The 26,147-nt window shown below is 34.0% G+C and carries 25 protein-coding genes and 3 pseudogenes; 18 read left to right on the top strand and 10 right to left on the bottom strand.

What is annotated here, in order from left to right; genetic code table 11:
• Nucleotides 1–137: 137 nt before the first annotated feature.
• The 12 genes and pseudogenes from coxB to ACFE3K_RS04470 all read left to right on the top strand — a co-directional run bounded on the left by coxB (nt 138) and on the right by ACFE3K_RS04470 (nt 12,418).
• Nucleotides 138–938: a cytochrome c oxidase subunit II gene (coxB, locus tag ACFE3K_RS04525; RefSeq protein WP_375358420.1), complete on the top strand. Its 801-nt coding sequence runs from the start codon at nt 138–140 to the stop codon at nt 936–938.
• 19 nt (nt 939–957) lie between these two features.
• A pseudogene (locus tag ACFE3K_RS04520) lies at nt 958–1,576 on the top strand (CatB-related O-acetyltransferase).
• 8 nt (nt 1,577–1,584) lie between these two features.
• Entirely contained in the window at nt 1,585–3,210 is a 1,626-nt protein-coding gene (gene ctaD / locus ACFE3K_RS04515) for a cytochrome c oxidase subunit I (protein ID WP_375358419.1), read from the top strand.
• Entirely contained in the window at nt 3,207–3,635 is a 429-nt protein-coding gene (locus ACFE3K_RS04510) for an RDD family protein (RefSeq protein ID WP_375358418.1), read from the top strand. Before ctaD ends, ACFE3K_RS04510 begins: the two co-directional genes overlap by 4 nt.
• A 10-nt stretch (nt 3,636–3,645) precedes the next feature.
• Complete coding sequence (locus ACFE3K_RS04505; protein WP_341756029.1) at nt 3,646–4,407, top strand: gamma-glutamyl-gamma-aminobutyrate hydrolase family protein; 762 nt, start codon at nt 3,646–3,648, stop codon at nt 4,405–4,407.
• A 133-nt stretch (nt 4,408–4,540) separates the two neighbouring features.
• Nucleotides 4,541–5,251 (top strand): IS6 family transposase, encoded by a 711-nt coding sequence (locus ACFE3K_RS04500; RefSeq protein ID WP_375358417.1) that lies wholly within the window; start codon nt 4,541–4,543, stop codon nt 5,249–5,251.
• A gap of 697 nt (nt 5,252–5,948) precedes the next feature.
• The gene (locus ACFE3K_RS04495) at nt 5,949–6,809 is read left to right on the top strand and encodes a ribonuclease D (RefSeq protein WP_375359482.1); all 861 of its coding nucleotides are present in this window, start codon (nt 5,949–5,951) and stop codon (nt 6,807–6,809) included.
• 91 nt (nt 6,810–6,900) lie between these two features.
• The gene (locus ACFE3K_RS04490) at nt 6,901–7,830 is read left to right on the top strand and encodes an AEC family transporter (RefSeq protein WP_375358416.1); all 930 of its coding nucleotides are present in this window, start codon (nt 6,901–6,903) and stop codon (nt 7,828–7,830) included.
• A 113-nt stretch (nt 7,831–7,943) separates the two neighbouring features.
• On the top strand, nt 7,944–8,822 hold the full coding sequence (locus tag ACFE3K_RS04485) for an alpha/beta fold hydrolase (protein ID WP_375358415.1): 879 nt from the start codon (nt 7,944–7,946) through the stop codon (nt 8,820–8,822).
• A 14-nt stretch (nt 8,823–8,836) separates the two neighbouring features.
• Nucleotides 8,837–9,766 (top strand): thioredoxin-disulfide reductase, encoded by a 930-nt coding sequence (gene trxB / locus ACFE3K_RS04480; protein WP_375358414.1) that lies wholly within the window; start codon nt 8,837–8,839, stop codon nt 9,764–9,766.
• Between the two features lie 9 nt (nt 9,767–9,775).
• Complete coding sequence (locus ACFE3K_RS04475; RefSeq protein WP_375358413.1) at nt 9,776–11,257, top strand: replicative DNA helicase; 1,482 nt, start codon at nt 9,776–9,778, stop codon at nt 11,255–11,257.
• Nucleotides 11,258–11,320: 63 nt separating this feature from the next.
• Nucleotides 11,321–12,418 (top strand): glycoside hydrolase family 3 N-terminal domain-containing protein, encoded by a 1,098-nt coding sequence (locus ACFE3K_RS04470; protein WP_375358412.1) that lies wholly within the window; start codon nt 11,321–11,323, stop codon nt 12,416–12,418.
• A 51-nt stretch (nt 12,419–12,469) separates the two neighbouring features.
• On the opposite strand, the gene pal is transcribed toward ACFE3K_RS04470, so the two are convergent.
• The 4 genes from pal to ACFE3K_RS04450 all read right to left on the bottom strand — a co-directional run bounded on the left by pal (nt 12,470) and on the right by ACFE3K_RS04450 (nt 17,943).
• The gene (gene pal / locus ACFE3K_RS04465; RefSeq protein WP_375358411.1) at nt 12,470–12,934 is read right to left on the bottom strand and encodes a peptidoglycan-associated lipoprotein Pal; all 465 of its coding nucleotides are present in this window, start codon (nt 12,932–12,934) and stop codon (nt 12,470–12,472) included.
• A gap of 180 nt (nt 12,935–13,114) precedes the next feature.
• Nucleotides 13,115–15,754, bottom strand: coding sequence for an alanine--tRNA ligase (gene alaS, locus ACFE3K_RS04460; protein WP_375358410.1), 2,640 nt, complete (start codon nt 15,752–15,754; stop codon nt 13,115–13,117).
• 19 nt (nt 15,755–15,773) lie between these two features.
• Nucleotides 15,774–16,964: a pyridoxal phosphate-dependent aminotransferase gene (locus ACFE3K_RS04455; protein ID WP_375358409.1), complete on the bottom strand. Its 1,191-nt coding sequence runs from the start codon at nt 16,962–16,964 to the stop codon at nt 15,774–15,776.
• A gap of 268 nt (nt 16,965–17,232) precedes the next feature.
• A complete protein-coding gene (locus ACFE3K_RS04450) occupies nt 17,233–17,943 on the bottom strand; it encodes an IS6 family transposase (protein ID WP_375358408.1) in 711 nt (236 codons plus the stop codon).
• Between the two features lie 141 nt (nt 17,944–18,084).
• Between ACFE3K_RS04450 and ACFE3K_RS04445 the strand changes: the two are divergent.
• The 4 genes and pseudogenes from ACFE3K_RS04445 to ACFE3K_RS04430 form a co-directional block, all read left to right on the top strand.
• Nucleotides 18,085–18,189, top strand: a pseudogene (locus ACFE3K_RS04445) (IS5/IS1182 family transposase); the annotation flags it as partial.
• Between the two features lie 598 nt (nt 18,190–18,787).
• A pseudogene (gene zapE / locus ACFE3K_RS04440) lies at nt 18,788–19,033 on the top strand (AFG1/ZapE family ATPase); the annotation flags it as partial.
• Nucleotides 19,023–19,640: a dTMP kinase gene (gene tmk, locus ACFE3K_RS04435; RefSeq protein WP_375358407.1), complete on the top strand. Its 618-nt coding sequence runs from the start codon at nt 19,023–19,025 to the stop codon at nt 19,638–19,640. The pseudogene zapE and the gene tmk, both read left to right, overlap by 11 nt.
• A 151-nt stretch (nt 19,641–19,791) precedes the next feature.
• Nucleotides 19,792–20,502, top strand: a complete 711-nt coding sequence (locus ACFE3K_RS04430) for an IS6 family transposase (RefSeq protein WP_375358406.1) — start codon at nt 19,792–19,794, stop codon at nt 20,500–20,502.
• A 36-nt stretch (nt 20,503–20,538) separates the two neighbouring features.
• Here ACFE3K_RS04430 and ACFE3K_RS04425 read toward each other — a convergent pair whose 3' ends face one another.
• The 6 genes from ACFE3K_RS04425 to ACFE3K_RS04400 form a co-directional block, all read right to left on the bottom strand.
• Complete coding sequence (locus tag ACFE3K_RS04425) at nt 20,539–20,859, bottom strand: transposase (RefSeq protein ID WP_375358405.1); 321 nt, start codon at nt 20,857–20,859, stop codon at nt 20,539–20,541.
• 221 nt (nt 20,860–21,080) lie between these two features.
• Nucleotides 21,081–21,578, bottom strand: coding sequence for an NADH-quinone oxidoreductase subunit NuoE (nuoE, locus tag ACFE3K_RS04420; RefSeq protein WP_375358404.1), 498 nt, complete (start codon nt 21,576–21,578; stop codon nt 21,081–21,083).
• Entirely contained in the window at nt 21,575–22,750 is a 1,176-nt protein-coding gene (nuoD, locus tag ACFE3K_RS04415) for an NADH dehydrogenase (quinone) subunit D (RefSeq protein ID WP_375358403.1), read from the bottom strand. The genes nuoE and nuoD overlap by 4 nt, the downstream gene beginning before the upstream one ends.
• 97 nt (nt 22,751–22,847) lie before the next feature.
• A complete protein-coding gene (locus ACFE3K_RS04410) occupies nt 22,848–23,231 on the bottom strand; it encodes a hypothetical protein (protein WP_375358402.1) in 384 nt (127 codons plus the stop codon).
• 11 nt (nt 23,232–23,242) lie between these two features.
• Nucleotides 23,243–23,833 (bottom strand): signal peptidase II, encoded by a 591-nt coding sequence (gene lspA, locus ACFE3K_RS04405; protein ID WP_342260460.1) that lies wholly within the window; start codon nt 23,831–23,833, stop codon nt 23,243–23,245.
• Nucleotides 23,834–24,104: 271 nt separating this feature from the next.
• A complete protein-coding gene (locus ACFE3K_RS04400; protein WP_375358401.1) occupies nt 24,105–24,605 on the bottom strand; it encodes a HEPN domain-containing protein in 501 nt (166 codons plus the stop codon).
• Nucleotides 24,606–24,861: 256 nt separating this feature from the next.
• On the opposite strand from ACFE3K_RS04400, the gene ACFE3K_RS04395 reads away from it, so the two are divergent.
• Together ACFE3K_RS04395 and ACFE3K_RS04390 are read left to right on the top strand one after the other, a co-directional pair.
• Entirely contained in the window at nt 24,862–25,272 is a 411-nt protein-coding gene (locus ACFE3K_RS04395) for a helix-turn-helix domain-containing protein (RefSeq protein ID WP_375358400.1), read from the top strand.
• An 83-nt stretch (nt 25,273–25,355) separates the two neighbouring features.
• Nucleotides 25,356–26,066, top strand: a complete 711-nt coding sequence (locus tag ACFE3K_RS04390) for an IS6 family transposase (RefSeq protein WP_375358399.1) — start codon at nt 25,356–25,358, stop codon at nt 26,064–26,066.
• The last annotated feature ends 81 nt before the right edge of the window (nt 26,067–26,147 follow it).

The raw sequence follows: 26,147 nt of genomic DNA, 5'->3' as shown, positions 1-26,147 counted from the left end.
TCAGAAGGCAGCTTAAAGTCAATGATAAATTCTTCAAGCTTTTCCAACATTAGAGTCATTTTTTACTTTAATAAAACTGCATATCGTTTTATACTAGCTAAGTATAACACATAGAATCAAACCCACTAATACCAAATATGAAAAAATTTGTAATTTTATGTCTTTTATTTGCTCACGATTGCTTCGCATCAGAACCTCAGGCGTGGCAAATGCTGTTACAAACTCCAGCAAGCCCTCTTATGGAAGAGCTTCACGGGTTTCACAATTTCCTACTGTTAATATCAGGAGGAATAGTTGTCTTTATTACCATTCTACTAGTCTATGTTTGTATTAGATTTAATGCACAATCCAACCCTATTCCAGCAAAATTCTCTCATAATATCTTAATTGAAGTTATTTGGACGATAATCCCTATAATAATTTTAGTTATTATTGCCATACCATCATTTCGTATTTTACGTTTTGCAGAAAAAATCCCTGAGATAGACATGACGGTTAAAGTTATAGGATATCAATGGTATTGGCACTATATCTACCCTGATCATGAGAATATTGAATTTGATAGTTATTTAATTACTGATGAAAACTTAAAACCTGGTCAGAAAAGATTATTAGAAGTTGATAACCGTATTATTATACCAGAAAATACAACTGTGAAATTTTTAATTACCGCAGGAGATGTTATACATAGCTTTGCAGTACCAGCATTAGGTATAAAGATCGATGCCGTTCCTGGAAGAATCAATGAAACTTGGACTAAAATTAGCAAAAAAGGCGTGTATTATGGTCAGTGTTCAGAACTTTGCGGTGTTAATCACGGTTTTATGCCGATTGCCATTGAAGTGGTAAGCAAGGAAGAATTTCAAAACTGGTTGATTATGGTAAAGTCAAAATTCTCTATGAATATGAAGACTAACAAAAAATTAGCCTTCAAATAAATTAAATAAAAGAGTTACTATGGTACATTTCAACAAGTATTATCCCCATCTTTACGCAAAACAGGTTAAAGAAACTATATTTTTAAAACATTTTATTCATAATCCTAACATAATGGTAGGTGATTATAGTTACTATCATGATAGCCACTATCCAGAACAGTTTGAACGTAATAATGTTATAGGTTGTCATCAGTGTAAATTAATTATCGGTAAGTTTTGTGCTATTGCCAAAGGAACTACCTTCATCATGGATGATGTAAACCATCTCATGGATGGTTTTTCTACTTATCCGTTTTTTATTTTTGAAGGTTGGAATAATTATACTCCAACTTGCAACAAAGCTAGAAGTACAATAGTTGGTAATGATGTGTGGTTTGGTATGAATTCAGTCATTATGCCAGGAGTAACAATAGGAGACGGAGCAATTATCGGAGCATATTCAGTGGTCACCAAGGATGTACCACCCTATTCTATAGCTGTAGGTAATCCTTAGTAGAATTATTAGAAAAAGATTCTCAGAAGACATAGTAGACAAATTAGCACAAATAAAATGGTGGGACTGGGATTATGATAAAATTACTAGAAATATCGAAGTCATAGTAGGTGCAGATATTGATCAACTTAAAGAATGTAAATAGTAACCATTATGACACTTAAAGCTAAAGCCTCTATTAGACCTCTTGCAGAAGTAATATCTGATCATCACGAAACCCCTAAGGGGTTACAAAGATGGATTTTTTCTACTAATCACAAAGATATTGGCGTAATGTATATTATATTCGCCATATTTGCTGGGCTTGTTGGTGGATTATTTTCTGTTATTTTTAGGTTAGAACTAGCAGTACCCGGCGGGCATCTACTAGGTGGTAATTATCAGCTATACAATGTATTAATTACCGCTCATGCTATAATTATGGTATTTTTCATGATTATGCCAGCTTTATTTGGTGGATTGGGTAATTACTTTGTACCAATTTTAATAGGTGCCCCGGATATGGCTTTTCCTAGGCTAAATAATATAAGTTTTTGGCTACTTGTCCCTGCTTTTATATTATTAATGCTGTCAGGTTTGGTTGATGGAGGAGCTGGTACTGGCTGGACACTGTATCCTCCTCTAAGTAGTCTAGTAGGGCATCCTGGGGCTGCTGTCGATATGGCGATTTTAAGCTTACATCTTACAGGGCTTTCCTCCATTCTTGGTTCAATTAATATGATTGTCACTATCTTTAATATGAGAACTGATGGTATGGGGTTATTTGAAATGCCCTTATTTGTTTGGTCAATTTTGGTTACTGCCTTCTTGCTGATACTAGCAATTCCTGTGTTAGGGGGTGCAATAACCATGTTACTGACTGATCGAAATTTTGGTACTACTTTTTTCAAGCCTGATGGTGGCGGAGATCCAGTGTTATTTCAGCATTTATTTTGGTTTTTTGGTCATCCAGAAGTATATATCGTAGTATTACCGGGATTTGGTATAGTCAGTCAGGTCATCTCTACTTTCTCCCGTAAGCCAATATTCGGTTATTTTGGTATGGTGGTAGCTATGGTAATTATAGGATTTGTTGGCTTTATAGTTTGGGCTCACCATATGTTTACTGTTGGTCTTTCGTACAATGCATTAATATATTTTACTGCTGGTACTATGATTATAGCTGTACCTACTGGTATCAAAATCTTTAGCTGGATTGCCACAATGTGGGGAGGAACAATTACTTTTGAAACCCCTATGTTGTTTTCCATAGGGTTTATCTTGCTATTTACTATTGGCGGCGTTACCGGCATAATATTATCAAATTCAGCAATCGACAGAATTTTACATGATACATATTATGTTGTAGCACATTTCCATTACACTATGTCGCTAGGGGCTTTATTTACCGCATTTGCTGGGTTCTATTATTGGTTTGGTAAAATGTCAGGGCGGCAATATCCTGAAATGATGGGTAAAATTCATTTTTGGATTACCTTTATTGGCGTTAATTTGACATTCTTTCCTCAGCATTTTCTAGGATTAGCGGGTATGCCAAGAAGAATACCGGATTATCCGGATGCGTTTGCCGGCTGGAATATGGTTTCATCTATCGGAGCTAGTATTTCATTTATTGCAGCTCTTTATTTTGTATTTATTGTTATTTATACTATGAAATATGGCAAAAAATGCCCAAATAATCCTTGGGGTGATGGGGCTGATACCCTTGAATGGTCAGTATCATCTCCACCACCATTTCATACTTTTGAAACATCACATGAAAGGAAACTAATTTTATGAATGAATATATCTATTGTGGCTTTTGGCGAAGATCTATTGCTGTAGTTTTGGATCGAATTTTCTTAATTACTTTTCTTTTAATTTGTATTATTATGATACTACTAAGTAACCTTCCACTAGCCGATACACTATCCGATTCTTTCATTTCGACATCAATAATACTATCATTAACAATATTATATGATCCAATACTTGAGTCATCTTCAATGCAAGCAACTCTTGGTTGCTATATTTTAGGTATGAAGATCATAAACGAGGATGATAATCGAATGAGCTTTTTAAAATCGTTGATTAGATTTATTATATTAGCACTAATAAGTAGTACTGTAATATTGGGGATTATAAGTATTATCTGCATGATATGTACTAATGAGAAAAAGTTTCTACATGACATGATTTGTGGTACTCGCATGGTAAAGCGCTAAGGTTAATATGATACAAAAAAAACCAGTAATAGGGATTACTCTAGATTTGGCTAATAATTCTGAAAAGTATGCCTATGCTCCTTTTCCTTGGTATGCAATTAGACAAAATTATGCAGATAGCGTGATAAAAGTTGGGGGAATCCCCTTAATGCTACCCTATCAATATGATACAATTGAAGTGATGCTGTCAATTATCGATGGGCTAATTATTCCCGGTGGCGATGAGGATATTCACCCTAAATTTTATGGTCAAGAATTCACTTGTGATAGAACAGCTACCAACGAGCAACGTGATAATTTTGAGTTACTACTTATCCAAAAAGCTCTAGAAAAGAATATGCCATTCCTTGGAATATGTCGTGGTATGCAGATGTTAAATGTAGTATGTGGTGGCAACCTTATCCAGCATATACCTGATTACATAAAGTCACAAGCAGGAGTAGCTACGGTTATTAACCACGAGCAACCTGTCCCCAAACATACATTATCGCATTCTATAACGATAGAACCAAACACTATTCTTGCAAACTTATCGGGAAATAAGCAAACTTGTATGGTTAACTCGAGCCATCATCAAGCAGTAGGAAAAATAGGCAAGGAGCTCCAAGTTGCAGCAACAGCACCGGACGGAATAATTGAAGCAATTGAGTCAATAAATCACAAATTTGTTATAGGAGTAGAATGGCATCCTGAATATTTAAACCCTAATGATTTAGATTTAAATTTATTTAAAGGATTAATCGAAGCTATAGCTAAACTGGAAAGGTTTTAGCCAAAGAACCGCCTATTTAGCGAGGGAGACGATGGGCACCGTCAAGTTAAGAGAAATGTAAATTAAGTATTGAGCAAATGTAGGGAATAATTTATAGATTATCAGTGACAATTGTTACCTAAATTTCAGTGCTATGTGTATTATTCAATCCCCAAAGAGACATCGTTTTCCAGTAAGCATTATTAGCCATGCAGTATGGTTATATCATCGATTCAATAATAGTTACAGAGATGTACAAGAACAAATGGCCTATCGAGGTATTATTTTATGTCATGAGACAGTAAGATTTTGGTGCAATAAATTTGCGGTTTATTTTCAAGATGTTATCAGCAAGCGAGAGAGGAAACCAACTGATAAATGGCATTTAGATGAGATGAATATTAAGATTAAAGTCGAGGTATTTATATTATGGAGAGCTGTTGACTCTGAGGGGCATGAATTAGAAGTATTACTGCAGAAGCGTCGTAACAAAAAATCAGCTATTCGTTTTTTATCAAAATTATTGGGTCATTATCCAGCTCCAAGAGTAATTGTTACTGATAAGCTCAGAAGTTACATTAAGCCGATTAAGCTTATGTGCCCTAAAACTGAGCATCGCACTCATAAAAGACTAAATAATCGTGTTGAGAATGCTCATCAACCAACTAGGCGCAACGAGAAGATATTAATTAAATTTAAGCATCCTAATTCAGCCCACTGTAAATTATCACTGATGGGAAAAGTCAGAAATATATTTGCTGTAAATGTTGGAAGATATAGTAAAACAGCAATTGAGCAAAGAATTGCATTTGCATCAGCTAAATCCATTTGGGACGAAGCCACTCAAAGACTTCTTGCTGCCTGAAATCTAAAAATATAGCTCTTTTTGATACTATTTTACTTAACTTGACGGTGCCTTCTGATTATCTATTTCTTGAAATGTCTTAATTGTTTTTTTAATTGTAGCACTTATGAAACACTTATTTTAAGATGAGTTTTATAAATTAAGGATTCCATCTTTGACAAAGTAGCGTAAAAGTGTTACGCTACTTTTAACCACAAAAAAGCATAGAACCCCAATTTTGGATAAGAATTAGTTAGTTCTTATCCAAAATTGGCTTTAATATAAGGAAAAATGCATTCTTAAAGCGGTTAACGCGAATACATTTTAAACCTTTCTAAAGCTAAAAACATGATTTTAAAAGATTAAAATCATGTTTTTAGCAAAATGGATTGCCACGCTCACATACGTTCGCTCGCTAATAGACATATACGTCTATAAAACGTCTATTAGCGAGGAGACCGTAGGTCGACGAAGCAATATATAATTTCACCGAATTTAGGATACTCAAATGATTTGAAGAATTGGATTTGAAAATGAATGGTGAGAAGGCGTAGCATACATATAGTATAGTTACACATGCGAATCCATGATATTTTCAAAAAACAATTCTTCAAAACAGAAGAGTATATAAGAATTGACAAATTCTTATCCCAAATTCGCGTATAGAAAAATACCAAGTTTATTATATAGGAGCAATTTAATTACTAATACTTCAAAAATACTTATTATTGATAATCAGAAAGCATTAAATAAATTCTGTCGACAGTTATTGGATTGTAAGGCTATAAGTGTTGATACTGAGTTCTTGCGTAAAAATACCTATTTTGCTCAGCTTAGCATAATTCAAATTATGGCCAGTAGTTATAAAGTGATAATTGACACTTTGAGCAATTTGAATCTTTCTCCTATTAACGAAATATTTCTGAACGATAAAATTCTTAAAATAGTTCACGCCCCTAGAGAGGATTTCGAGATATTTTATCGTTTATTTAAGAAACTGCCAAAAAATGTTTTTGACATACAAATTGCAGCTGGTATTTGTGATTTTGGTAAATATTTGAGTTATTCGGATATATGTAGCAAAATTTGCTTAGTTCACATTGATAAAACTTACCAACGGTCTGATTGGTTAAAGCGTCCAATTAATGCTAATATGTTAAATTATGCTATTAAAGATGTTGAATATTTAGAGCCGATTTACAAGGTATTGCAACAAATAATTCAAGATAATAACTTACAAAACGAATATGACAAGCAAATAAAATCTTTGCTTAATATTGAAAATTATATTATTAATGTACAAAAAGCTTGGCAAAAAGTTAGATTCAATAATCATTCAGAGTCTTTTATTCATAAAATGAAAATTATGGCAGCTTATCGGGAGGAACAAGCCAGTACAATAGATTTACCAAGGAGACATTTTATTTCTGATGAGGAATTAGTACAGATTTGTCAATATTTACCTACCAGTAATAAAGATTTTGAAAATCTTAAATTAAATAGTCGCTATCTTAGTAAACAAAAATATAGAACTCAATTAGCAGATCTGTGTCTTGCTATACAAGAATTAGGTGAATAAAGGTACTTTATTTATGTTAATTGTAGAATAAATTTGCTATTTTCTAAAAGGTTAAGTAAAACAGCATCTGATATCTTTTGGCTTTTAGAGCATGGCAATTTTTACTATAGTTTTTTTTAAAACCATTTCTGTATTACTGAGTGTAGTAATTGGTTTTTTAGCAGGAAGATATTCTAAAGTTGAGAGAGATAGTATAGCTTCTTTGTTATTCTATTTTATATCTCCTATTGTTTTTTTTGCTATTCCCGCCAGTACTACTTTGACTTTATCAGCATTAAGCGTTACTGTAGTTGTTTTTTTCATTGCCACTGCGTTATCAATATTTTCCTACTATTTTTTCGGGCGATATTGGCTTGATCATACACGAAACATTATAGCATTATCTGCAGGTACCGCTAATGGTGGTTATTTTATGCTGCCAATAGCCGCTACTCTCTTTGATGATTATGTTTTAAGCATCTATATGATGGCAGTTATAGGAATAAATATTTTCGAATCATCAGTAGGCTTTTATATTTGTGCTAGGAGCTTTGCTAATAGTAGTGAAAGTATCTTGAAGGTTGTAAAGTTACCAATTTTAAACGGTTTTTTACTTGGTTGTTTATTTAGTTTTGCTGGTTTTACTTTACCTGATTTCCTAGATGATTTTATATATAACATGCGGGGGGCATTTTCTATACTTGGTATGGTTATGGTTGGTTTAGCTCTTTCAGCTTTGCAAAAGTTTGAAATAGACATAAAGTTTACTTTAGCTACTTTCATGGCAAAATTTTTATTCTATCCACTAGGGGTTAACATATTTATTCTTTTGGATAAGTTTGTTTTAGGATGGTATGATGAGAATTATTACAATGCTTTAAGGCTTCTTTCAACTGCTCCTATGGCAGCAAACGTAATTGTCATAGCCAGTTTACAAAAATTCTATCCAGAAAAAGTTGCTACCACAGTATTTCTTTCCCTGCTTTTTGGTGTAGTATATATACCAGTTATGGTAACTATATTTTTAAGTGATTTGAATTAATTATTATAGCTAACCTGATTAACGCGAAATTATAGATTGCTTCGTCGCTAATAGCGACTGTGAATTTGGTGTAATGCTAGTCAGGTTAGCTATAGCACTAATGATATAAAAAAATGATACAAAAATTTATCCAAGTTGGACCTTATATTAATTGGTTAGGCTCACAATATATTCCAGCTCATAAAATAGCTTATCTTGAGTTTGGTGACCCTAATAATGAAAATGTAATAATTTGTACCCATGGTTTAACTAGGAATGCTCATGATTTTGATAAAATCGCTATGGTATTAAGTGATAATTTTCGAGTAATTGCTATAGATTATCCAGGACGTGGGGATAGTGATGTTTTTAAAACGAAAAAGCATTATAATTATCAAGTATATGTAAAAGATACGGTGCTTTTTTTAAAAAAATTAGGTATTAACAACTGTATTTGGCTTGGTACTTCCATGGGTGGAATAATTGGTTATGTGCTAGCTAGTAAATATAAGGAACTTATCAAAGCAATGATTATAAATGATGTAGGACCTTTTATTCCAGCATCTCCTCTAGTTAAAATTGGTCAATATGCATGTCACACTCCCTCATTTGTTGATTTAGTTAGTGCCAAGCAACATTTAAAGCTAATATATAGCCAATTCGGTATTAGTAGTGAGGAAGATTGGGATCATCTTACCAAATATAGTTTTATAAAAATCCAAGATGGAAAATATAAAATGAATTATGATCCTGCCATAGTACAAGGTATGAATGCTAATGCAAATAAGCCAAAAAATGTTGATATATGGACTATATGGAATAAGATTGTTTGTAAATTGTTGGTTATCCACGGGGCTAAATCAGAAATTTTGCAACAAGCTATTATTGAGAAGATGAAAGAAACCAAAGATTTTGATTTGTTCGTTGTTGATTATGCTGGTCATGTACCTTCATTAATGACCGATGATCAGATTAGTTATATAAAATCTTGGGTAAATGCTTTAAAAATATGAAAATTTAGGTTGTTATGAATCGTTCTACTAAAGTACTTATTATAGGGTCAGGCCCTGCTGGACTAAGTGCAGCAATCTATACAGCTAGGGCAGCACTAAAACCAATATTATTGCATGGTATGCAGCCAGGTGGGCAGCTAACTATTACTACAGATGTTGAAAATTATCCAGGTTTTGCAGAGCCTATTCAAGGTCCATGGTTAATGGAACAAATGACGCAACAGGCAAAAAATGTTGGTGCAGAAATTATCTATGATTATGTAGAAAAGGTTGATTTTTCAAAAAAAACCTTAGTGGTAACCACCTCGTCTGGTATAATTAGGGCGGACAGCGTTATAATATGTACCGGTGCAGAAGCAAGGTGGCTGAATATTCCTTCCGAAGCACAATTCAAAGGATATGGTGTCTCAGCTTGTGCTACTTGTGATAGTTTTTTTTTCAAGAATCAGGATGTATTAGTTATTGGTGGGGGGAATAGTGCTGTTGAAGAGGCATTATATTTAACTAATCATGCACGTCAGGTGACTATTGTTCATCGTCGGGATAGTTTTAGAGCCGAGAAGATTTTACAAGAGAGATTATTTAGAAATCCCAAAATATCGGTCATTTGGAATCATAGACTGATTGAGGTCATTGGTACTGATAATCCTAAATCGGTTAATTCAGCCAAGCTTGAAAACACTCAAACAGGTGAGCTTAGTTCAATTAATTGTACTGGTATATTCGTAGCAATTGGTCATATGCCGAATACTGGTTTATTCAAAGGGCAACTAGATATAGATAGTGATAATTATATTATTACTAAACCAAATTCAACGGAAACCAGTGTTAAAGGTGTTTTCGCTGCTGGAGATGTACAAGATAAAATTTTTAGACAAGCAGTTACCGCTGCTGGTACAGGATGTATGGCAGCTTTAGAAGTAGAAAAGTTTTTAAATCATTAAATTAAAATTATGTCTCGTAGTAAAAAAGTGAGTGATAAATTATATAAGTCAAGCGGATCAAGTGAGTCAAGTATAATTTTGCCTGTTGCTCGAACTTTGCCAGCAAATGTTCAGGCCGAGCAAATGTTAATAGGAGCAATTTTAGTCAACCATGATTACTTAAATACTGTCTCAGAATTCCTAAGACCAGATCATTTTTTTGAGTCGATACATCAAAAGATTTATAATGCTATTGAAGTTATTACCGAAAAAGGCTTAATTGCTACTCCGGTAACGCTTAGAAGCATGTTAGAACGAGACGAATTATTTCAGCAATTAGGTGGCAGTGACTATCTCAATAAGCTGGCTACTCTGTCAATGATGGTAATTAATCCTCTTGATTATGGAAGAATAATCTATGATTTGGCAGTAAGGCGTAATTTAATTCAGATAGGGGAGGAGGTAGTTAATAATGCTTATGACTCCTCTTTAGAATATGATGCAAGGCAACAAATAGAGCATGCAGAGGGTAAACTCTATAACCTTGCTAGTGAAGGAGTTAATGACAAGAGTTTTGTTAAAATTGCTGTTTCTCTCTCGGAGTCCCTTGCCAATATTAACAGAGCAATGAAGAATTCTAATCATGTAATAGGTATTTCTACAGGATTAATTGATTTAGATAAGGAGTTATCAGGTTTTCATAACTCAGATTTAGTTGTCATTGCTGCACGCCCATCAATGGGGAAAACAGCTTTTGCCATAAATCTTGCTATAAATGCTTGTAATTCTATGAAGTTAAAAAATAAGGAACAAGAAAAAGATAAGTCAGTAGGTTTTTTCTCTCTTGAAATGTCATCTGAGCAGCTTGCTACTCGTATTCTTTCCATGCATACTGAAATTAACTCGTCTTCGCTACGTACAGGTCATGTGACGGAAGAACATTATAATAGATTACGTAGAGAAGTTATAGATCTGTCAAGCCTACCATTTCTTATTGATGATACGCCAGCTTTATCTATTGCAGCTATTCGTACTAGGGCAAGAAAAATGAAGCGTAAACATAACCTTGGTATATTATTTATAGATTATCTGCAGTTAATTAGAGGGATAAATAAATATGATAATAGAGTAAATGAAATTTCAGAAATTACTCAAGGATTGAAAGCTATAGCCAAAGAATTAAATATTCCAGTAATTGCTTTATCACAATTATCTAGAGCTGTAGAACTTAGAGAAGATAAGAGACCAATGTTATCTGACTTGCGAGAATCTGGGTCTATTGAACAAGATGCGGATATAGTGATGTTTATTTATCGAGAAGAATATTATCTAACTCGTAAAGAGCCTTCTTCAGGTAATGAAGAACATGCAAAGTGGCAAAATAATATAAATCAAGTATATAATATTGCGGATATTATAATAGCAAAACATCGTAATGGTCGTGTTGGTAGCGTAAAACTTCACTATGATGGTCAGTATTCAAAATTTAGTAATTTACAGAAAACACTATAGACCCCCTTTCGGGATAAGAATTAACTAATTCTTATCCTGAATTCGCATTATAGGGATAATAATATGTTCAAGAAACCTTTAATATTTGGTATTGCTGGTACTAGTTTGACTGTGCAAGAAAAGGAATTATTATCAAAAAATTCAATATATGGCTTTATTCTCTTTAAAAGAAATATTGTGGATCGAGAACAGTTACTAAAGTTAGTACAAGATTTAAGAGGCTTATATGACTATAATATATTGATTTTTGTCGATCAGGAGGGAGGCAGGGTTGCAAGGTTGAAGCCACCTATCATAGATATAGAATATCCCCCTGCTGGTGATTTCGGTAGAATATATGATCAAGAAGGTGCAGAGAATGCATACTTAAAAGTTTTTGCAAATTATTCAAGTCTGATGAAGAGTTTAAAAGAATATAGAATAGACTCGCCATGTTGTCCAGTTGCTGATTTGCGTTACCCTTATACTGATAATGCTATTGGAGATCGTAGCTTTGGAGATTCTGTAGTAAAAGTAGTTGGCTTATGTGCAAAAACAATAGAGGCGATAGAAGAGCAGGGAGGCATTGCCATTATTAAGCATATACCAGGGCATGGTCGAGCTACGTGTGATAGTCATTATAAGTTGCCGCGTGTTACCAGTTCGCTTGCTGAATTAAATAATACAGATTTTGAAGTGTTTAGACAACTATCTAAAGATGCTAAGGCAGGATGGGCTATGACAGCTCACATTGTATTTGAGGCTTTAGATACCAATCTACCAGTAACTTTATCGCCCACTGCTATAAAGTTCATTAGAAATGACATTAGTTTTAAAGGTATGTTAGTTTCAGATGATATTTGTATGCTTGCCCTGCATGGTGAAATTGGAGCTAAATACTCAATAGTTAAAAAACCTCTGACGATTTTTGAAAAGCAGGATTCTACAACTACGATAAGTAATCAAGATTTAGAAAAACTTATTGAATACGGAATTATTAAAGACAAATCCGACCAAACCGGACTAAAAAAATATTTAGTAAAAGAATTCCCAAAACTGAAGGCAGAATTTGTTACAAGTATAGTTGAAGTTGCTAGACAAACTATTGTAGCTGGTTGTGACTTAGTACTACATTGTAGTGGTGATATACAAGAAATGACTGCTGTTTGCAGGGCATTTTAACTTTCAAGAGTTGTAAAAACAACTCTTGAAAAGAGCAAATAGTAGGATACTTTATTTTATAACAGTTACAGCTCTACGGTTCTGTGCCCAAGCTGCTTCGTCACAACCCATAACAGCTGGTTTCTCTTTACCGTAAGAGATAGTATCAAGTCTGTTATTATCAATTCCTAGACCAATCAAGTATTTTCGTACAGCTTCTGCTCTTCTTTCACCAAGTGCTAAGTTATACTCTCTTGTGCCTCTTTGATCACAATGTCCTTGAATAGTAGCTTTAGTACAACAATGTTTTTTTAACCAAACGGCTTGTTTATTTAGCTGTTCTTTTGATTTACTTGAAATATCTGATTTATTGAAAGCAAAAAATATCCTATCACCAACATTTCTTTCGAAATCAGCAGCTAAAGAACTTTCCTCGACACTAGCAGTCACCTCCGCTTCTGTCGGTTTCTTTTTAGTACCACAACCAGAAAGCACAAATAGTGCTAAAAAAGCTATTGCAGTTTTTTGTATTAGCATAACAAACTCCTTAATTTAACTAAAGCTATTGATTATATTTGCTTAACAGAAAAAATTGTTAAACATCCTACCTGTGTATTATATATTATCATACTGTTAGTTAAAAGCCTAAAATAGTTTTAGCATTAAACTCTTGGATAAATGTGGTAAAAATATCGTATATAGCCGACGTTTAATAATTCAGAACTTAGATAACAACTCCCTTATCATATCTTGTAACTTTCCTACTTTACTTACATCCGTGCCACCAGCCTGGGCTATATTCGCCTGACCACCACCGCCGCTACCGCCAAGGAATACAGACACTTCTTTAGCTAAGTTACCTGCATGTACCTTATTGCTAATTTCTTTACTAACCGCAATAGTAATAGATAATTTACCCTGCAAATCAGGCATACCTATATATACAATCACTAGATTATCTGACTTATCAACTATTCGCTGTGCAGATAAGCGTAATACTTTAGTATCCAAGTTTTGTACTAGTTTATAGAGAAAATTTATACCTGATACACGGATTGATTCTTTGGCAATTTGCTCAATATTCAAATCAAGCATAGAGACCTGAGTAGCTACTAACTTATCTTCTAATTGTTTTTTACTGGCAATCAGGTTATTTACTTTATCAGTAATTTCATTCTTACCTATTTTTAAGGTTGAAGACAAGTCATCAATTATAGTATCGTTTTGTCTAATTAATTTTAAGGCAAATTCACCACAAACAGCTTCTATCCTTCGAACGCCAGCTGCAACGCTACTTTCGCTAATAATTTTAAATATTCCAATATCACCAGTTCTACTAACATGCGTGCCTCCACATAACTCAAGCGAGTTGCCCATTGCCACCACTCTTACTTCAGAATCGTATTTCTCACCAAATAAAGCCATAGCACCTGCCTTAATAGCTTCATCTGTTGACATTAATGTTGTGGTAACCTTAAAATTATCAGTGATAATTTGATTTACCTTATCTTCTATCAATATAACTTCTTGTTTTGTTAGTGGTGTCATATGGCTAATATCAAAACGCAGACGATCATGTGCTACGAGCGATCCTTTTTGTGTTACATGTTTGCCCAGCACTTCATGTAATACTGTATGTAATATATGAGTTGCAGAATGATGAATTCTTAAATTTTTACGGTACTTGACCTCAATAGCAAAATCAGCACTATCTCCTGTTTGGATAGCTCCTTCCTGTAAAACACATATATGAGCAATTATTGAACCAAGATATTTTAAAGTATCTATTACTCTAATTTTGCTGCCTGTTGATTTGATAAAGCCTATATCTCCCATCTGTCCACCAGATTCTCCATAAAAAGGAGTTTGATTACTAATTAGAATAAATTGCTCTTCGCTAGTTTCTATATTGTTGACTAACTTATTATCTTTAATTAGAGCTAATATCTTACCTTCTGCCTTATCCAAAGAGTAACCCAAAAATTCAGTACTACCAAATTCGCCTTTAATATCAAACCATATTTGGTCAATTTGTGACTCATTTGAACCTAACCAAGCTTTTCTTGCCCTTTCTTTTTGCTCTTGCATCTTATTATTAAAGCTATCAAGATCAACTGATATCTGTTTACCTTTTAATATGTCTTCAGTTAAATCAAGAGGAAAACCATATGTATCATATAATTTAAAGGCTATCTCTCCTGAAAGTTCTGAATTTTTACTCAGATGCTGTGTTTCATCGTCAAGCAGTTTCAGACCTCGTGCAAGAGTTGCTTTAAATCTTAATTCTTCCTGTTCCAAGATACTACGGGTAAAAGGCTCAGCCCTCTTCAGTTCAGGATAAGTTGCACCCATAATATCTACTAATTTTGCTAGCAATCGGTGCATTAAAGGTTCACTGCTACCAAGTATATGTGCATGCCTCATACTCCGACGCATAATACGCCTAAGTACATATCCTCTGCCTTCATTTGACGGCATGACACCATCACTAATTAGAAAGGCACAAGCTCGTAAATGATCAGCAATAACCCGGTAAGAAAATTTTGCTTCTCCTTCTACTTTAACTTTTACTATACTTTCCGTATAAGCAATTATTTCCTTAAATAAATCTATGTCATAATTATCATATACATTTTGCAATACAGCACTAATACGTTCTAGTCCCATGCCGGTATCAACGGATTGTTTAGGTAAGGCAATCCCAGTATTGCTATCCAATTGTTCAAATTGCATAAAGACCATATTCCAAATCTCAATATAGCGATCGCCATCTTGATCTTTTGTACCAGGTAAGCCACCTGGTATCTTTTCTCCATGATCATAGAAAATTTCTGAACATGGTCCACAAGGTCCGGTATCTCCCATTGACCAAAAATTATCATTGGTTGCTATTTTAATAATTCGGTCATCACTTAAATTAGCAATCTTTTTCCAATAGCTTGCTGCTTCTTCATCAGTATGATAAACAGTTACATATAATTTTTCTTTGGCGATAGCAAATTCCTTGGTTAAGAGATTCCACGCGTAATATATTGCTTGTTCTTTAAAATAATCACCAAAAGAAAAATTACCTAACATTTCAAAGAACGTATGATGTCGTGCAGTATAACCAACATTTTCAAGATCATTATGCTTACCACCAGCCCGTAGTGATTTCTGACTAGTAGTGGCTTTTTGATAGTTTCTAGTTTCCTGACCGGTAAAAACATTTTTAAATTGTACCATCCCGGAATTAACAAACATTAAACTAGGATCATTATGAGGAATTAGGGAACTAGCTGGAACGTGTATATGATTATTTGCAACAAAATAACTTATAAATTTACTTCTAATTTCTTCAGTGGTAAGTTTAGTCATTAGTAATGATCCTTAAAAATTAGACATACTGTAATTGCGTATTAAGCCTTTCTATGGCTTCCAATAAATTTGCTTCTGAGCCAGTTATAGATATTCTTATATGATTCTCTCCGGCTTTACCAAAGGCTGTCCCAGGGACAACCGCAACACGAGTTTTATCTAAAATAAAATTAGCAACAGATTCACTTACAGAATTATTCTGATAGCTATTAGGGATTTTTTTGTATAAGGTACTAATGTTAGGAAATAAATACATACCTGAATTTGGAGCTTTATCAAGCTCAAAACCATCAATTTCTTGCAGTGAAGAGAAAAAGCGAGTTAGTTTTTTCTCTAACAGTGATACATTACTTTTGGTCGTATTTATTACCTCTTGATCATTCATTACCTCAACTAGTGCTTTTTGTATCAATGTGTTGACAGCCAAACAATTATAAGTATGAGCCTTTAGTGCTTGTGCAGTAAACTTCTCTGATGCAACTAGCCATCCTACTCTCCAACCAGTAATGCCTAATCTTTTTGAAAAGCTGTTTACAACAATTAAATTATTCATGTTATCACAAAATTTAATTATTGGTATATGAGGTTGTCCTGTAAAGATAAAATCATCAAAAACTTCATCTTGCATAAGATAAATATCTTTTTCTACTATAATTTGGTACAATTTTTTTAATGTTTCTAAAGTATAAACTGTACCCGTTGGATTACACGGAGTATTAATGATGATTAATTTGGTTTTAGGAGTTATGCACTTTAAAATATCGTCAACATCTAATTCAAATCTATTAAGATGTGAAGTAACACTTCTTACAGGTAAACGTCCTAATGAAATAATAATAGGTTCATAAAGCATATAACATGGATCAGGAATTATTACTTCATCTCCTATGTTAGTTGCAGTAAAGATTGTTAACCAAATAGCTTCAGCACAACCGTTAGTAACAAGTATTTGGTTATTTGGTTGCAGCTTAATGTTGTATTTTATCTTGTATCTTTCTGCAATAGCGGTACGTAAAGGGTAAAATCCTCTTGAATCTGCATATTTATTAAGGGTACTATCATTGCTTTCTATTGTAGCCTTTAAACTATTCAAAAGTTTTTCAGGAAGGTTGAAATTTGGATTGCCTACTGTCATATTGATATAACTCTCCTTGCCCCCAATTTTATCTGATATGTCTTTAGAAGGATGGGGGTGAATTATATTCAACAATTTATTCATACTAAACTACTCTTTATTAAATTCACCTCTTCAATTGATTATACTGACTCTACATACTTGCAAATCAAGAGTTATTAAAACTTAGCAATCTCAAATTTGGGGTATAATTTAGGCTCTTAATATTGTAAAATTCTTGAAGATAGCAGTATTATAGAAAATTTGGGGTGTGGTGTCTACTGCAATAACAACTTTTTTAGTATATAACCGGGTACCGTCAAGTTAAGTAAAATAGTATCAACAAGAGCTATATTTTTAGATTTCAGGCAGCAAGAAGTCTTTGAGTGGCTTCGTCCCAAATGGATTTAGCTGATGCAAATGCAATTCTTTGCTCAATTGCTGTTTTACTATATCTTCCAACATTTACGGCAAATATATTTCTGACTTTTCCCATCAGTGATAATTTACAGTGGGCTGAATTAGGATGCTTAAATTTAATTAATATCTTCTCGTTGCGCCTAGTTGGTTGATGAGCATTCTCAACACGATTATTTAGTCTTTTATGAGTGCGATGCTCAGTTTTAGGGCACATAAGCTTAATCGGCTTAATGTAACTTCTGAGCTTATCAGTAACAATTACTCTTGGAGCTGGATAATGACCCAATAATTTTGATAAAAAACGAATAGCTGATTTTTTATTACGACGCTTCTGCAGTAATACTTCTAATTCATGCCCCTCAGAGTCAACAGCTCTCCATAATATAAATACCTCGACTTTAATCTTAATATTCATCTCATCTAAATGCCATTTATCAGTTGGTTTCCTCTCTCGCTTTCTGATAACATCTTGAAAATAAACCGCAAATTTATTGCACCAAAATCTTACTGTCTCATGACTTAAAATAATACCTCGATAGGCCATCTGTTCTTGTACATCTCTGTAACTATTATTGACTCGATGATATAACCATACTGCATGGCTAATAATGCTTACTGGAAAACGATGTCTCTTTGGGGATTGAATAATACACATAGCACTGAAATTTAGGTAACAATTGTCACTGATAATCTATAAATTATTCCCTACATTTGCTCAATACTTAATTTACATTTCTCTTAACTTGACGGTGCCCATGCTTGCTCATCTGGATATATCAAAGGTAATCAAGAAGAAGCGGCTTTAGGTAGAAGCAGAGGTGGTGTTAGTACTAAAATTCATACCCTTGTTGATGTCCTTGGTAATCCATTAAAGTTTATACTAACTGCTGGGCAAAGAAATTATGGCGCTAGGCAAAGCGGGTAAATTACAGTTGGTGAAAATCCAACCTACGTAAAGTTTAGCCAACAGCGTAGAACCAAATTTCACATATATGGAGGTAACGAATTATGTGAAGCTGAGAGGAGGGATGTAGTGGGTTGTAACGTAAGTGAAGGATATAAGCTCCGAAATATGCGATATCGTAGAGGTTGACATGCTTCATTTCATGGAAAACAGGATGTGTAGTTGCGATAAGGCGAGCAACTGCTCTACCGGAGTCACAGACCATGACACGCTACAAGATGGAATTTACCTGAACCTAGGAGATCCATTGTATTCTTACGCAAGTGAGTACTTTAAAACAAGCTGTTAAGAGCAAGAATTAAAGGATGATACAATGGAAGTCGGACTGACTCATAGTACTCTGAGCATGGGAAAGCCATGTACATGGGGAAGGGGTCAGCAATATAGCGTTAGTGTAAGTACGCTTAATTCACTAATACACGGAGGTTAGAGAGTAGAATGGAAAGTAAACTTAAACTTATATCTGCTAAAGCTAAGGAAGATAAGAAGCTAAAATTTACAGCACTTGTGCAGGCACCGTCAAGTTAAGAGAAATGTAAATATTTACCAAAAATTTTCTATCATAATAGTAGAAAATATTCGTATAATAAGTTCTGATAACACAGACTTAGCTGTTAGGTTTATTAATTTTGTTGATAATGCTTATTTTGATAAGGTTGTATTATTCATGACATTACAAGATGAACCTATAAAAATATATCAGAATGGTTTTCGCAAAGGTGAATTTAACAGAACTATTTCAAGATTATATGAGATGAATAGTGATAGCTATGTCAATTAAAAAGGGTAAATTTATTACGTTTGAGGGTGGAGAAGGGTGCGGTAAATCCACCCAAAGTAATATGTTATACCAGTATTTACTATCACAAAATATTTCAGCAGATTTAACACGTGAAGTAGGGGGGACTATTTCTGCGGAGAAGATGCGTGACATTTTAGTTAATCAAGATTTGCTACCTATGTCAGAATTGCTGCAAATCATGGCAGCACGTTATGAACATGTTCATAAAAGGATTATTCCTAAACGAGATTGTGGGATATCAGTTATTTGTGATAGGTTTGTAGATTCTACTGCTTGTTATCAAGGGCAAGATATAGGGATTGATTTAGTTTATGATCTTCATAAGTCTTTAATATCTGATGTGATGCCTGATATTACATTTTTTATTGATATAGATCCAAATATTGCCTTACCAAGGGCATTAGTGCGAGGGAATAATAACAAATTTGAAAGCAAAAATATTGAATTTCATCAAAAAGTCTATGACGGATTTCAATATATATCAGCTAAATTTCCAAATAGAATAGTAAAAATAAATGCCTCAACTCTTAGTGTACAAGAAATTCATGATATAATAGTTGCGATGCTCGTTACAAAGGTTTGGTGAATAAGATGGAAGATAAAATAGAGAAGAAAATAGAGAAAATATGTGTTATTGGGGCACCGTCAAGTTAAGAGAAATGTAAATTAAGTATTGAGCAAATGTAGGGAATAATTTATAGATTATCAGTGACAATTGTTAGCTAAATTTCAGTGCTATGTGTATTATTCAATCCCCAAAGAGACATCGTTTTCCAGTAAGCATTATTAGCCATGCAGTATGGTTATATCATCGATTCAATAATAGTTACAGAGATGTACAAGAACAAATGGCCTATCGAGGTATTATTTTAAGTCATGAGACAGTAAGATTTTGGTGCAATAAATTTGCGGTTTATTTTCAAGATGTTATCAGAAAGCGAGAGAGAAAACCAACTGATAAATGGCATTTAGATGAGATGAATATTAAGATTCAAGTCGAGGTATTGATATTATGGAGAGCTGTTGACTCTGAGGGGCATGAATTAGAAGTATTACTGCAGAAGCGTCGTAACAAAAAATCAGCTATTCGTTTTTTATCAAAATTATTGGGTCATTATCCAGCTCCAAGAGTAATTGTTACTGATAAGCTCAGAAGTTACATTAAGCCGATTAAGCTTATGTGCCCTAAAACTGAGCATCGCACTCATAAAAGACTAAATAATCGTGTTGAGAATGCTCATCAACCAACTAGGCGCAACGAGAAGATATTAATTAAATTTAAGCATCCTAATTCAGCCCACTGTAAATTATCACTGATGGGAAAAGTCAGAAATATATTTGCCGTAAATGTTGGAAGATATAGTAAAACAGCAATTGAGCAAAGAATTGCATTTGCATCAGCTAAATCCATTTTGGACGAAGCCACTCAAAGACTTCTTGCTGCCTGAAATCTAAAAATATAGCTCTTTTTGATACTATTTTACTTAACTTGACGGTGCCCAAGCATGTGCTCTCACAATAGTTGCATCAATCATAATTGATTCCATATCTGCATCTACTTTAACATAATCCATTAAATCCTCCCATATACCTTTGTCAACCCATCTCTTAAATCTGCGATAAATACTGTACCAACAACCATAATCATCAGCTAGAAGACGCCATTGGCAACCTGTTCTAACAATAAACCATATTGCTTCAATAAAATATCTCATTTTTTCTTCATTCTTGTTGTGTATACCATTTCTTTCCTTAAAAAATGATAAAATTACTTCCCATGCTTGTTCTTCTATGTAATACTTCATATTGGTAGTTCCTTTTTTTGATAACTAGAAACTACCATTTCTTCTTACTATGGCAACTTTTTATTCCTCTTGCCTAACTATAGCTTTTGTCAACAGAACCTAGATATCTTTGGCAAACTTGCTTATGCTGAGGAATCTAAAGAAGCCACGGAATCTTGACCCACAGCGTACTCAAATGTATGTGAGGAGCAGAGGTAGCACGAATAAATTACCAGCAGAAGTCAGGTGAGGTTATCAATTAAATCAGCCATTTTTTTTTCATCTAAGTCCTCAAAGAAATCATCATTAATTTGTACAACTGGTGCATTGACACAAGCTCCCAAACATTCAACTTCTGTAAGGCTAAATTTTTTATCACTTGTTAGTTCACCAAAGTTAATACCAAGTTTTTTTTTACAAATAGTTACAATTTTATCGCTACCCCTTAGCCAACAAGGAGTAGTCCCACAAATTTGTATATGATATCGTCCTACTGGCTTTAGATTAAACATGGTATAAAATGTTGCAACTTCATATGCTCGGATGAAAGGTAAATTTAGAAAATTTGCTACATACTCTATGCAGCCTATTGGTAACCAACCATTCATTTGGCGTTGTGCAAGGTCAAGTAATGGCAGAATAGCACTCTTTTGTTTGTTTTCAGGATATTTCTTAATGATATTTTGGGTTTTTTTTAAGTTCTCATCATTAAAACTGAAATTTAGTGGTTCATCATTCATCGATCAATTTCTCCAAAAACAATATCAAGACTGGCAATAATAGTTACCACATCTGCCATCAAATGTCCTTTTGACATGAAATCTAGACCTTGGAGATGGGCAAACCCAGGGGCTTTAATCCGGCATCTATAAGGTCTGTTTGTTCCATCAGAGTATAAATACACACCAAACTCGCCTTTTGGTGCTTCAACAAATTTATATATTTCGCCTTTTGGCACATCATATCCTTCAGTGTAAAGTTTAAAATGATTAATCATGGCTTCCATTGATTCTTTCATTTTTTCTCTTGAGGGTGGTGCAATTCTAGAATCATCTGTTTTAATAGCACCCTTTGGCATTTTTTCAAGACATTGCTGTATAATTTTAAGCGATTGATACATTTCTTCAATACGAACCAAATACCTATCATAACAATCACCAGATTTGCCAATTGGTATATCAAAATCTAGCTCATCATATACATCATACGGAGTAGCCTTTCTAAGATCCCATGCGATGCCTGAGCCTCTAAGCATTGGGCCAGAAAACCCCCAATCCATAGCTTCTTTTTGACTTACTACTCCGATATCTACTAAGCGTTGTTTCCAAATTCTATTGTCATTTAACAGAGTCTCGACGTCTTCTAGTTTTTTTGAGAATTGCTGAACAAAAATATTTATATCTTCTAGTATACCATTCGGTAAGTCCTGTGCAACCCCACCAGGTCTAAAATAATTTGCATGCATTCTAGAGCCGGAGACACGCTCATAAAATTCCATAATTTTTTCGCGTTCCTCAAATAACCATAATAGGGGGGTAGTAGCACCAACATCTAGGGCTTGTGTTGTTATATTCATTATGTGGTTAAGGATACGAGTAAGCTCAGAAAACATCACTCGAATAAACCCTGCTCGTCTTGGCACGTTGCAGCCAAGCAATCCTTCAACTGCTAAGGCAAAAGCGTGTTCTTGGCACATTGGCGATACGTAATCTAACCGATCAAAATATGGTATAGCTTGTAGGTATGTTTTATGCTCAATTAATTTTTCAGTACCACGATGCAGCAGTCCAATATGCGGGTCTGCTTTATTGATAACCTCACCATCCATTTCTAAAATTAATCTTAAGACCCCATGGGTAGCTGGATGTTGTGGACCAAAATTTAACACAACACTTTTATTATTATCACCCACCTTGTTTTAGACCCCGGCACTTGTTAATTTTAATCGAGTATATACCAAAATTTTTGTCCACTAAGTAAAAAAATTATATAATATTAAAATAATAGCATTAATTTTCCATGTCCTCTATTAAAGCTTGCTCTCCATCATTGAGATTTTTTGGAGAATGAATTTTGTGGCTCTTTGTATCTTTTTTTTCGATAGAAGGCAATTCATAGTGAGGGGGAACTTCTAAGGTTTTATTGCGTTGTACCCTATACTCATTAGGACCAGGTGTCACTATACCTATTGTTTCTTTTACTTTTTTATTGCAGGCAGATAGTGTTACTAAGGTAGTAAATAACAAAAAAATTATACGCATACTCTTCTGCTTTAAAGAATTGGTTTTTGCAAATACTGGCTGGGTATTCGCGTACTCACGTACCTTATTGTACTGTTTGCGTTCGCTTATCCCTTGTTTGTTTTCCCCATCCTCCAAATCATTTGAGTACATATCAATCCTCTTTATAAATTTATATTTTTCTTAGAATCAAGCTCACGAATCCTATCCGCTTCAGTTTGCAATCGAGCGTGATTATATTCAACATCTTGTTGTTGTTCAACAATTTTCTTGGTCTTATAATAATCATGTAATAAGAATATTGCACCTAATGAAATGAAACTATCTGCTAGATTAAATACCGGAAAACCAAAATCTTTATAGTGAAAATAAATAAAATCAAATACCGCCCCATGAACAAAACGGTCGATCAAATTACCAATAGCACCACCAATGAAAAAACTACAACCAACAAAGCTTGGCATTGTCTTACATTTTAATAAGATATACCACAAATATGCTATAAGGGCAGAGTTAACAACTATAAAAAGTATATTACTATACTGATAATAATTTCGAAGTATCCCAAAACTAATTCCATAATTCCAAATATAAACCATATCTAAAAAGCTAGTTACTTCTAGTGTTAGACCAACTTTACCTCTTAGATAATTTATAAAATACCATTTTACTAGTTGATCTATAATTACTAATTTAACAATTATACGACTACTTTGGCGAATAATTAGTAATATTTTCTTAAATATTGATGGTATACGCATATTAGAATTTAATTTTTGATTATATACTCGGTGAACTTCAAGAATTGGCGTCGTCATGTCTAAAGATCGAAGCTGCTCCGTTACTCATGTACGCTACGCCGCTCGACTTTGCTACTGCCTAGCTCTTCTTGAAGTTATACTATTGTCTACCCAACTCTTCATTTACGAGCAGTATACTCTTCTGCTTTGAAGAATTGGCTTTTGCAAATACTTGCGGGGAATTCGCGTACGAACAACGGTTTACTACGCCTAGTCGGCTAACCCCTTATTTTACGCTCCAATTCTTCAAATCATTTGAGTATACTTCTATTTTATTAATCCTTTCTAGACATATCTTTTCAGTCACTATCTTTAATTCCTCTACCCGGTTAATAAGGTAAAGTAACTGTTCTTTACTAATTGTATAATCTTGATCATATCTTGCATCAACATAAGCATTTCGCAATAACGTAAAGCACTCTTTTTGCTCAGGAGTCTCATGTGGAAATATCTTATAGAGATCGTGATGATGACTTCTAGCCCTATCGCCAAGTCCTAGTATATCATGTGACTTAGCCTTGTAACCAGTAAAAACTAACAGGATAGCATTATACAAGCTCTCGGTAGCTTGGTGAAGCATAAAGGCTGCATTATTCAATTGTTCTATATCCAAACACAAATGAGCAAGCAATAGAAAGTCCTTAGCTTTTTTAAACCAATATTTGTAATCTTTCTCAGCTATTGGTCTACGTTCCTTCCATGATAGTTCCTTAGCTTCAGATGGCACCGTCAAGTTAAGTAAAATAGTATCAAAAAGAGCTATATTTTTAGATTTCAGGCAGCAAGAAGTCTTTGAGTGGCTTCGTCCAAAATGGATTTAGCTGATGCAAATGCAATTCTTTGCTCAATTGCTGTTTTATACCAATTACAATAATTAACACGGTGTATTTATCCAATCTCTATACATAATTGATTTTACTAATACCAATTGCAATAATTAGCAGTGGTCTAAGATGGGTTTTTAACTGATAAAAGGTACTCAAATGGCTAGGTTAATATTACCACAAGGTTTTCATGGTCATGATTTTATAAAAATGATGAAACATGAGCCGCATGGTCGAAATCGTATACGTTTATTGGCGATGTATCACCTTCAATTAGGCAAATCTTTTAAAGCCATATCTGAAATAGTGAAGTCACACTGGAAAACCGTGCAATCATGGCTCAGAAGATTTAGGCATCATGGTTTTGAAGGATTATTTGAATCACAAAGAAGCGGTGCCCCTAGGAAGATTAACAGTATACAAGAGTCTGCTATTTTTGATAAAATCAATACGCTCAGTGAAAGTAAAACTGGTGGGTATATAACTGGAAAGGAGCTACATATCATGTTAGTTGAGGAATATGGTGCTAAATGTGCTTTAAAAACAGTCTACAAGGCACCGTCAAGTTAAGAGAAATGTAAATTAAGTATTGAGCAAATGTAGGGAATAATTTATAGATTATCAGTGACAATTGTTACCTAAATTTCAGTGCTATGTGTATTATTCAATCCCCAAAGAGACATCGTTTTCCAGTAAGCATTATTAGCCATGCAGTATGGTTATATCATCGATTCAATAATAGTTACAGAGATGTACAAGAACAAATGGCCTATCGAGGTATTATTTTAAGTCATGAGACAGTAAGATTTTGGTGCAATAAATTTGCGGTTTATTTTCAAGATGTTATCAGAAAGCGAGAGAGGAAACCAACTGATAAATGGCATTTAGATGAGATGAATATTAAGATTAAAGGCGAGGTATTGATATTATGGAGAGCTGTTGACTCTGAGGGGCATGAATTAGAAGTATTACTGCAGAAGCGTCGTAATAAAAAATCAGCTATTCGTTTTTTATCAAAATTATTGGGTCATTATCCAGCTCCAAGAGTAATTGTTAGTGATAAGCTCAGAAGTTACATTAAGCCGATTCAGCTTATGTGCCCTAAAACTGAGCATCGCACTCATAAAAGACTAAATAATCGTGTTGAGAATGCTCATCAACCAACTAGGCGCAACGAGAAGATATTAATTAAATTTAAGCATCCTAATTCAGCCCACTGTAAATTATCACTGATGGGAAAAGTCAGAAATATATTTGCCGTAAATGTTGGAAGATATAGTAAAACAGCAATTGAGCAAAGAATTGCATTTGCATCAGCTAAATCCATTTGGGACGAAGCCACTCAAAGACTTCTTGCTGCCTGAAATCTAAAAATATAGCTCTTTTTGATACTATTTTACTTAACTTGACGGTGCCCTCCAGCCACTTTCTTAGCTTTTCTAAAT

The organism is Candidatus Tisiphia endosymbiont of Neophilaenus lineatus (assembly GCF_964264975.1).
Classification (GTDB): Bacteria; Pseudomonadota; Alphaproteobacteria; order Rickettsiales; family Rickettsiaceae; genus Tisiphia.
The sequence above is the reverse complement of the archived record's forward strand: the minus strand, read 5'-3'. Positions and strand labels throughout refer to the sequence as shown.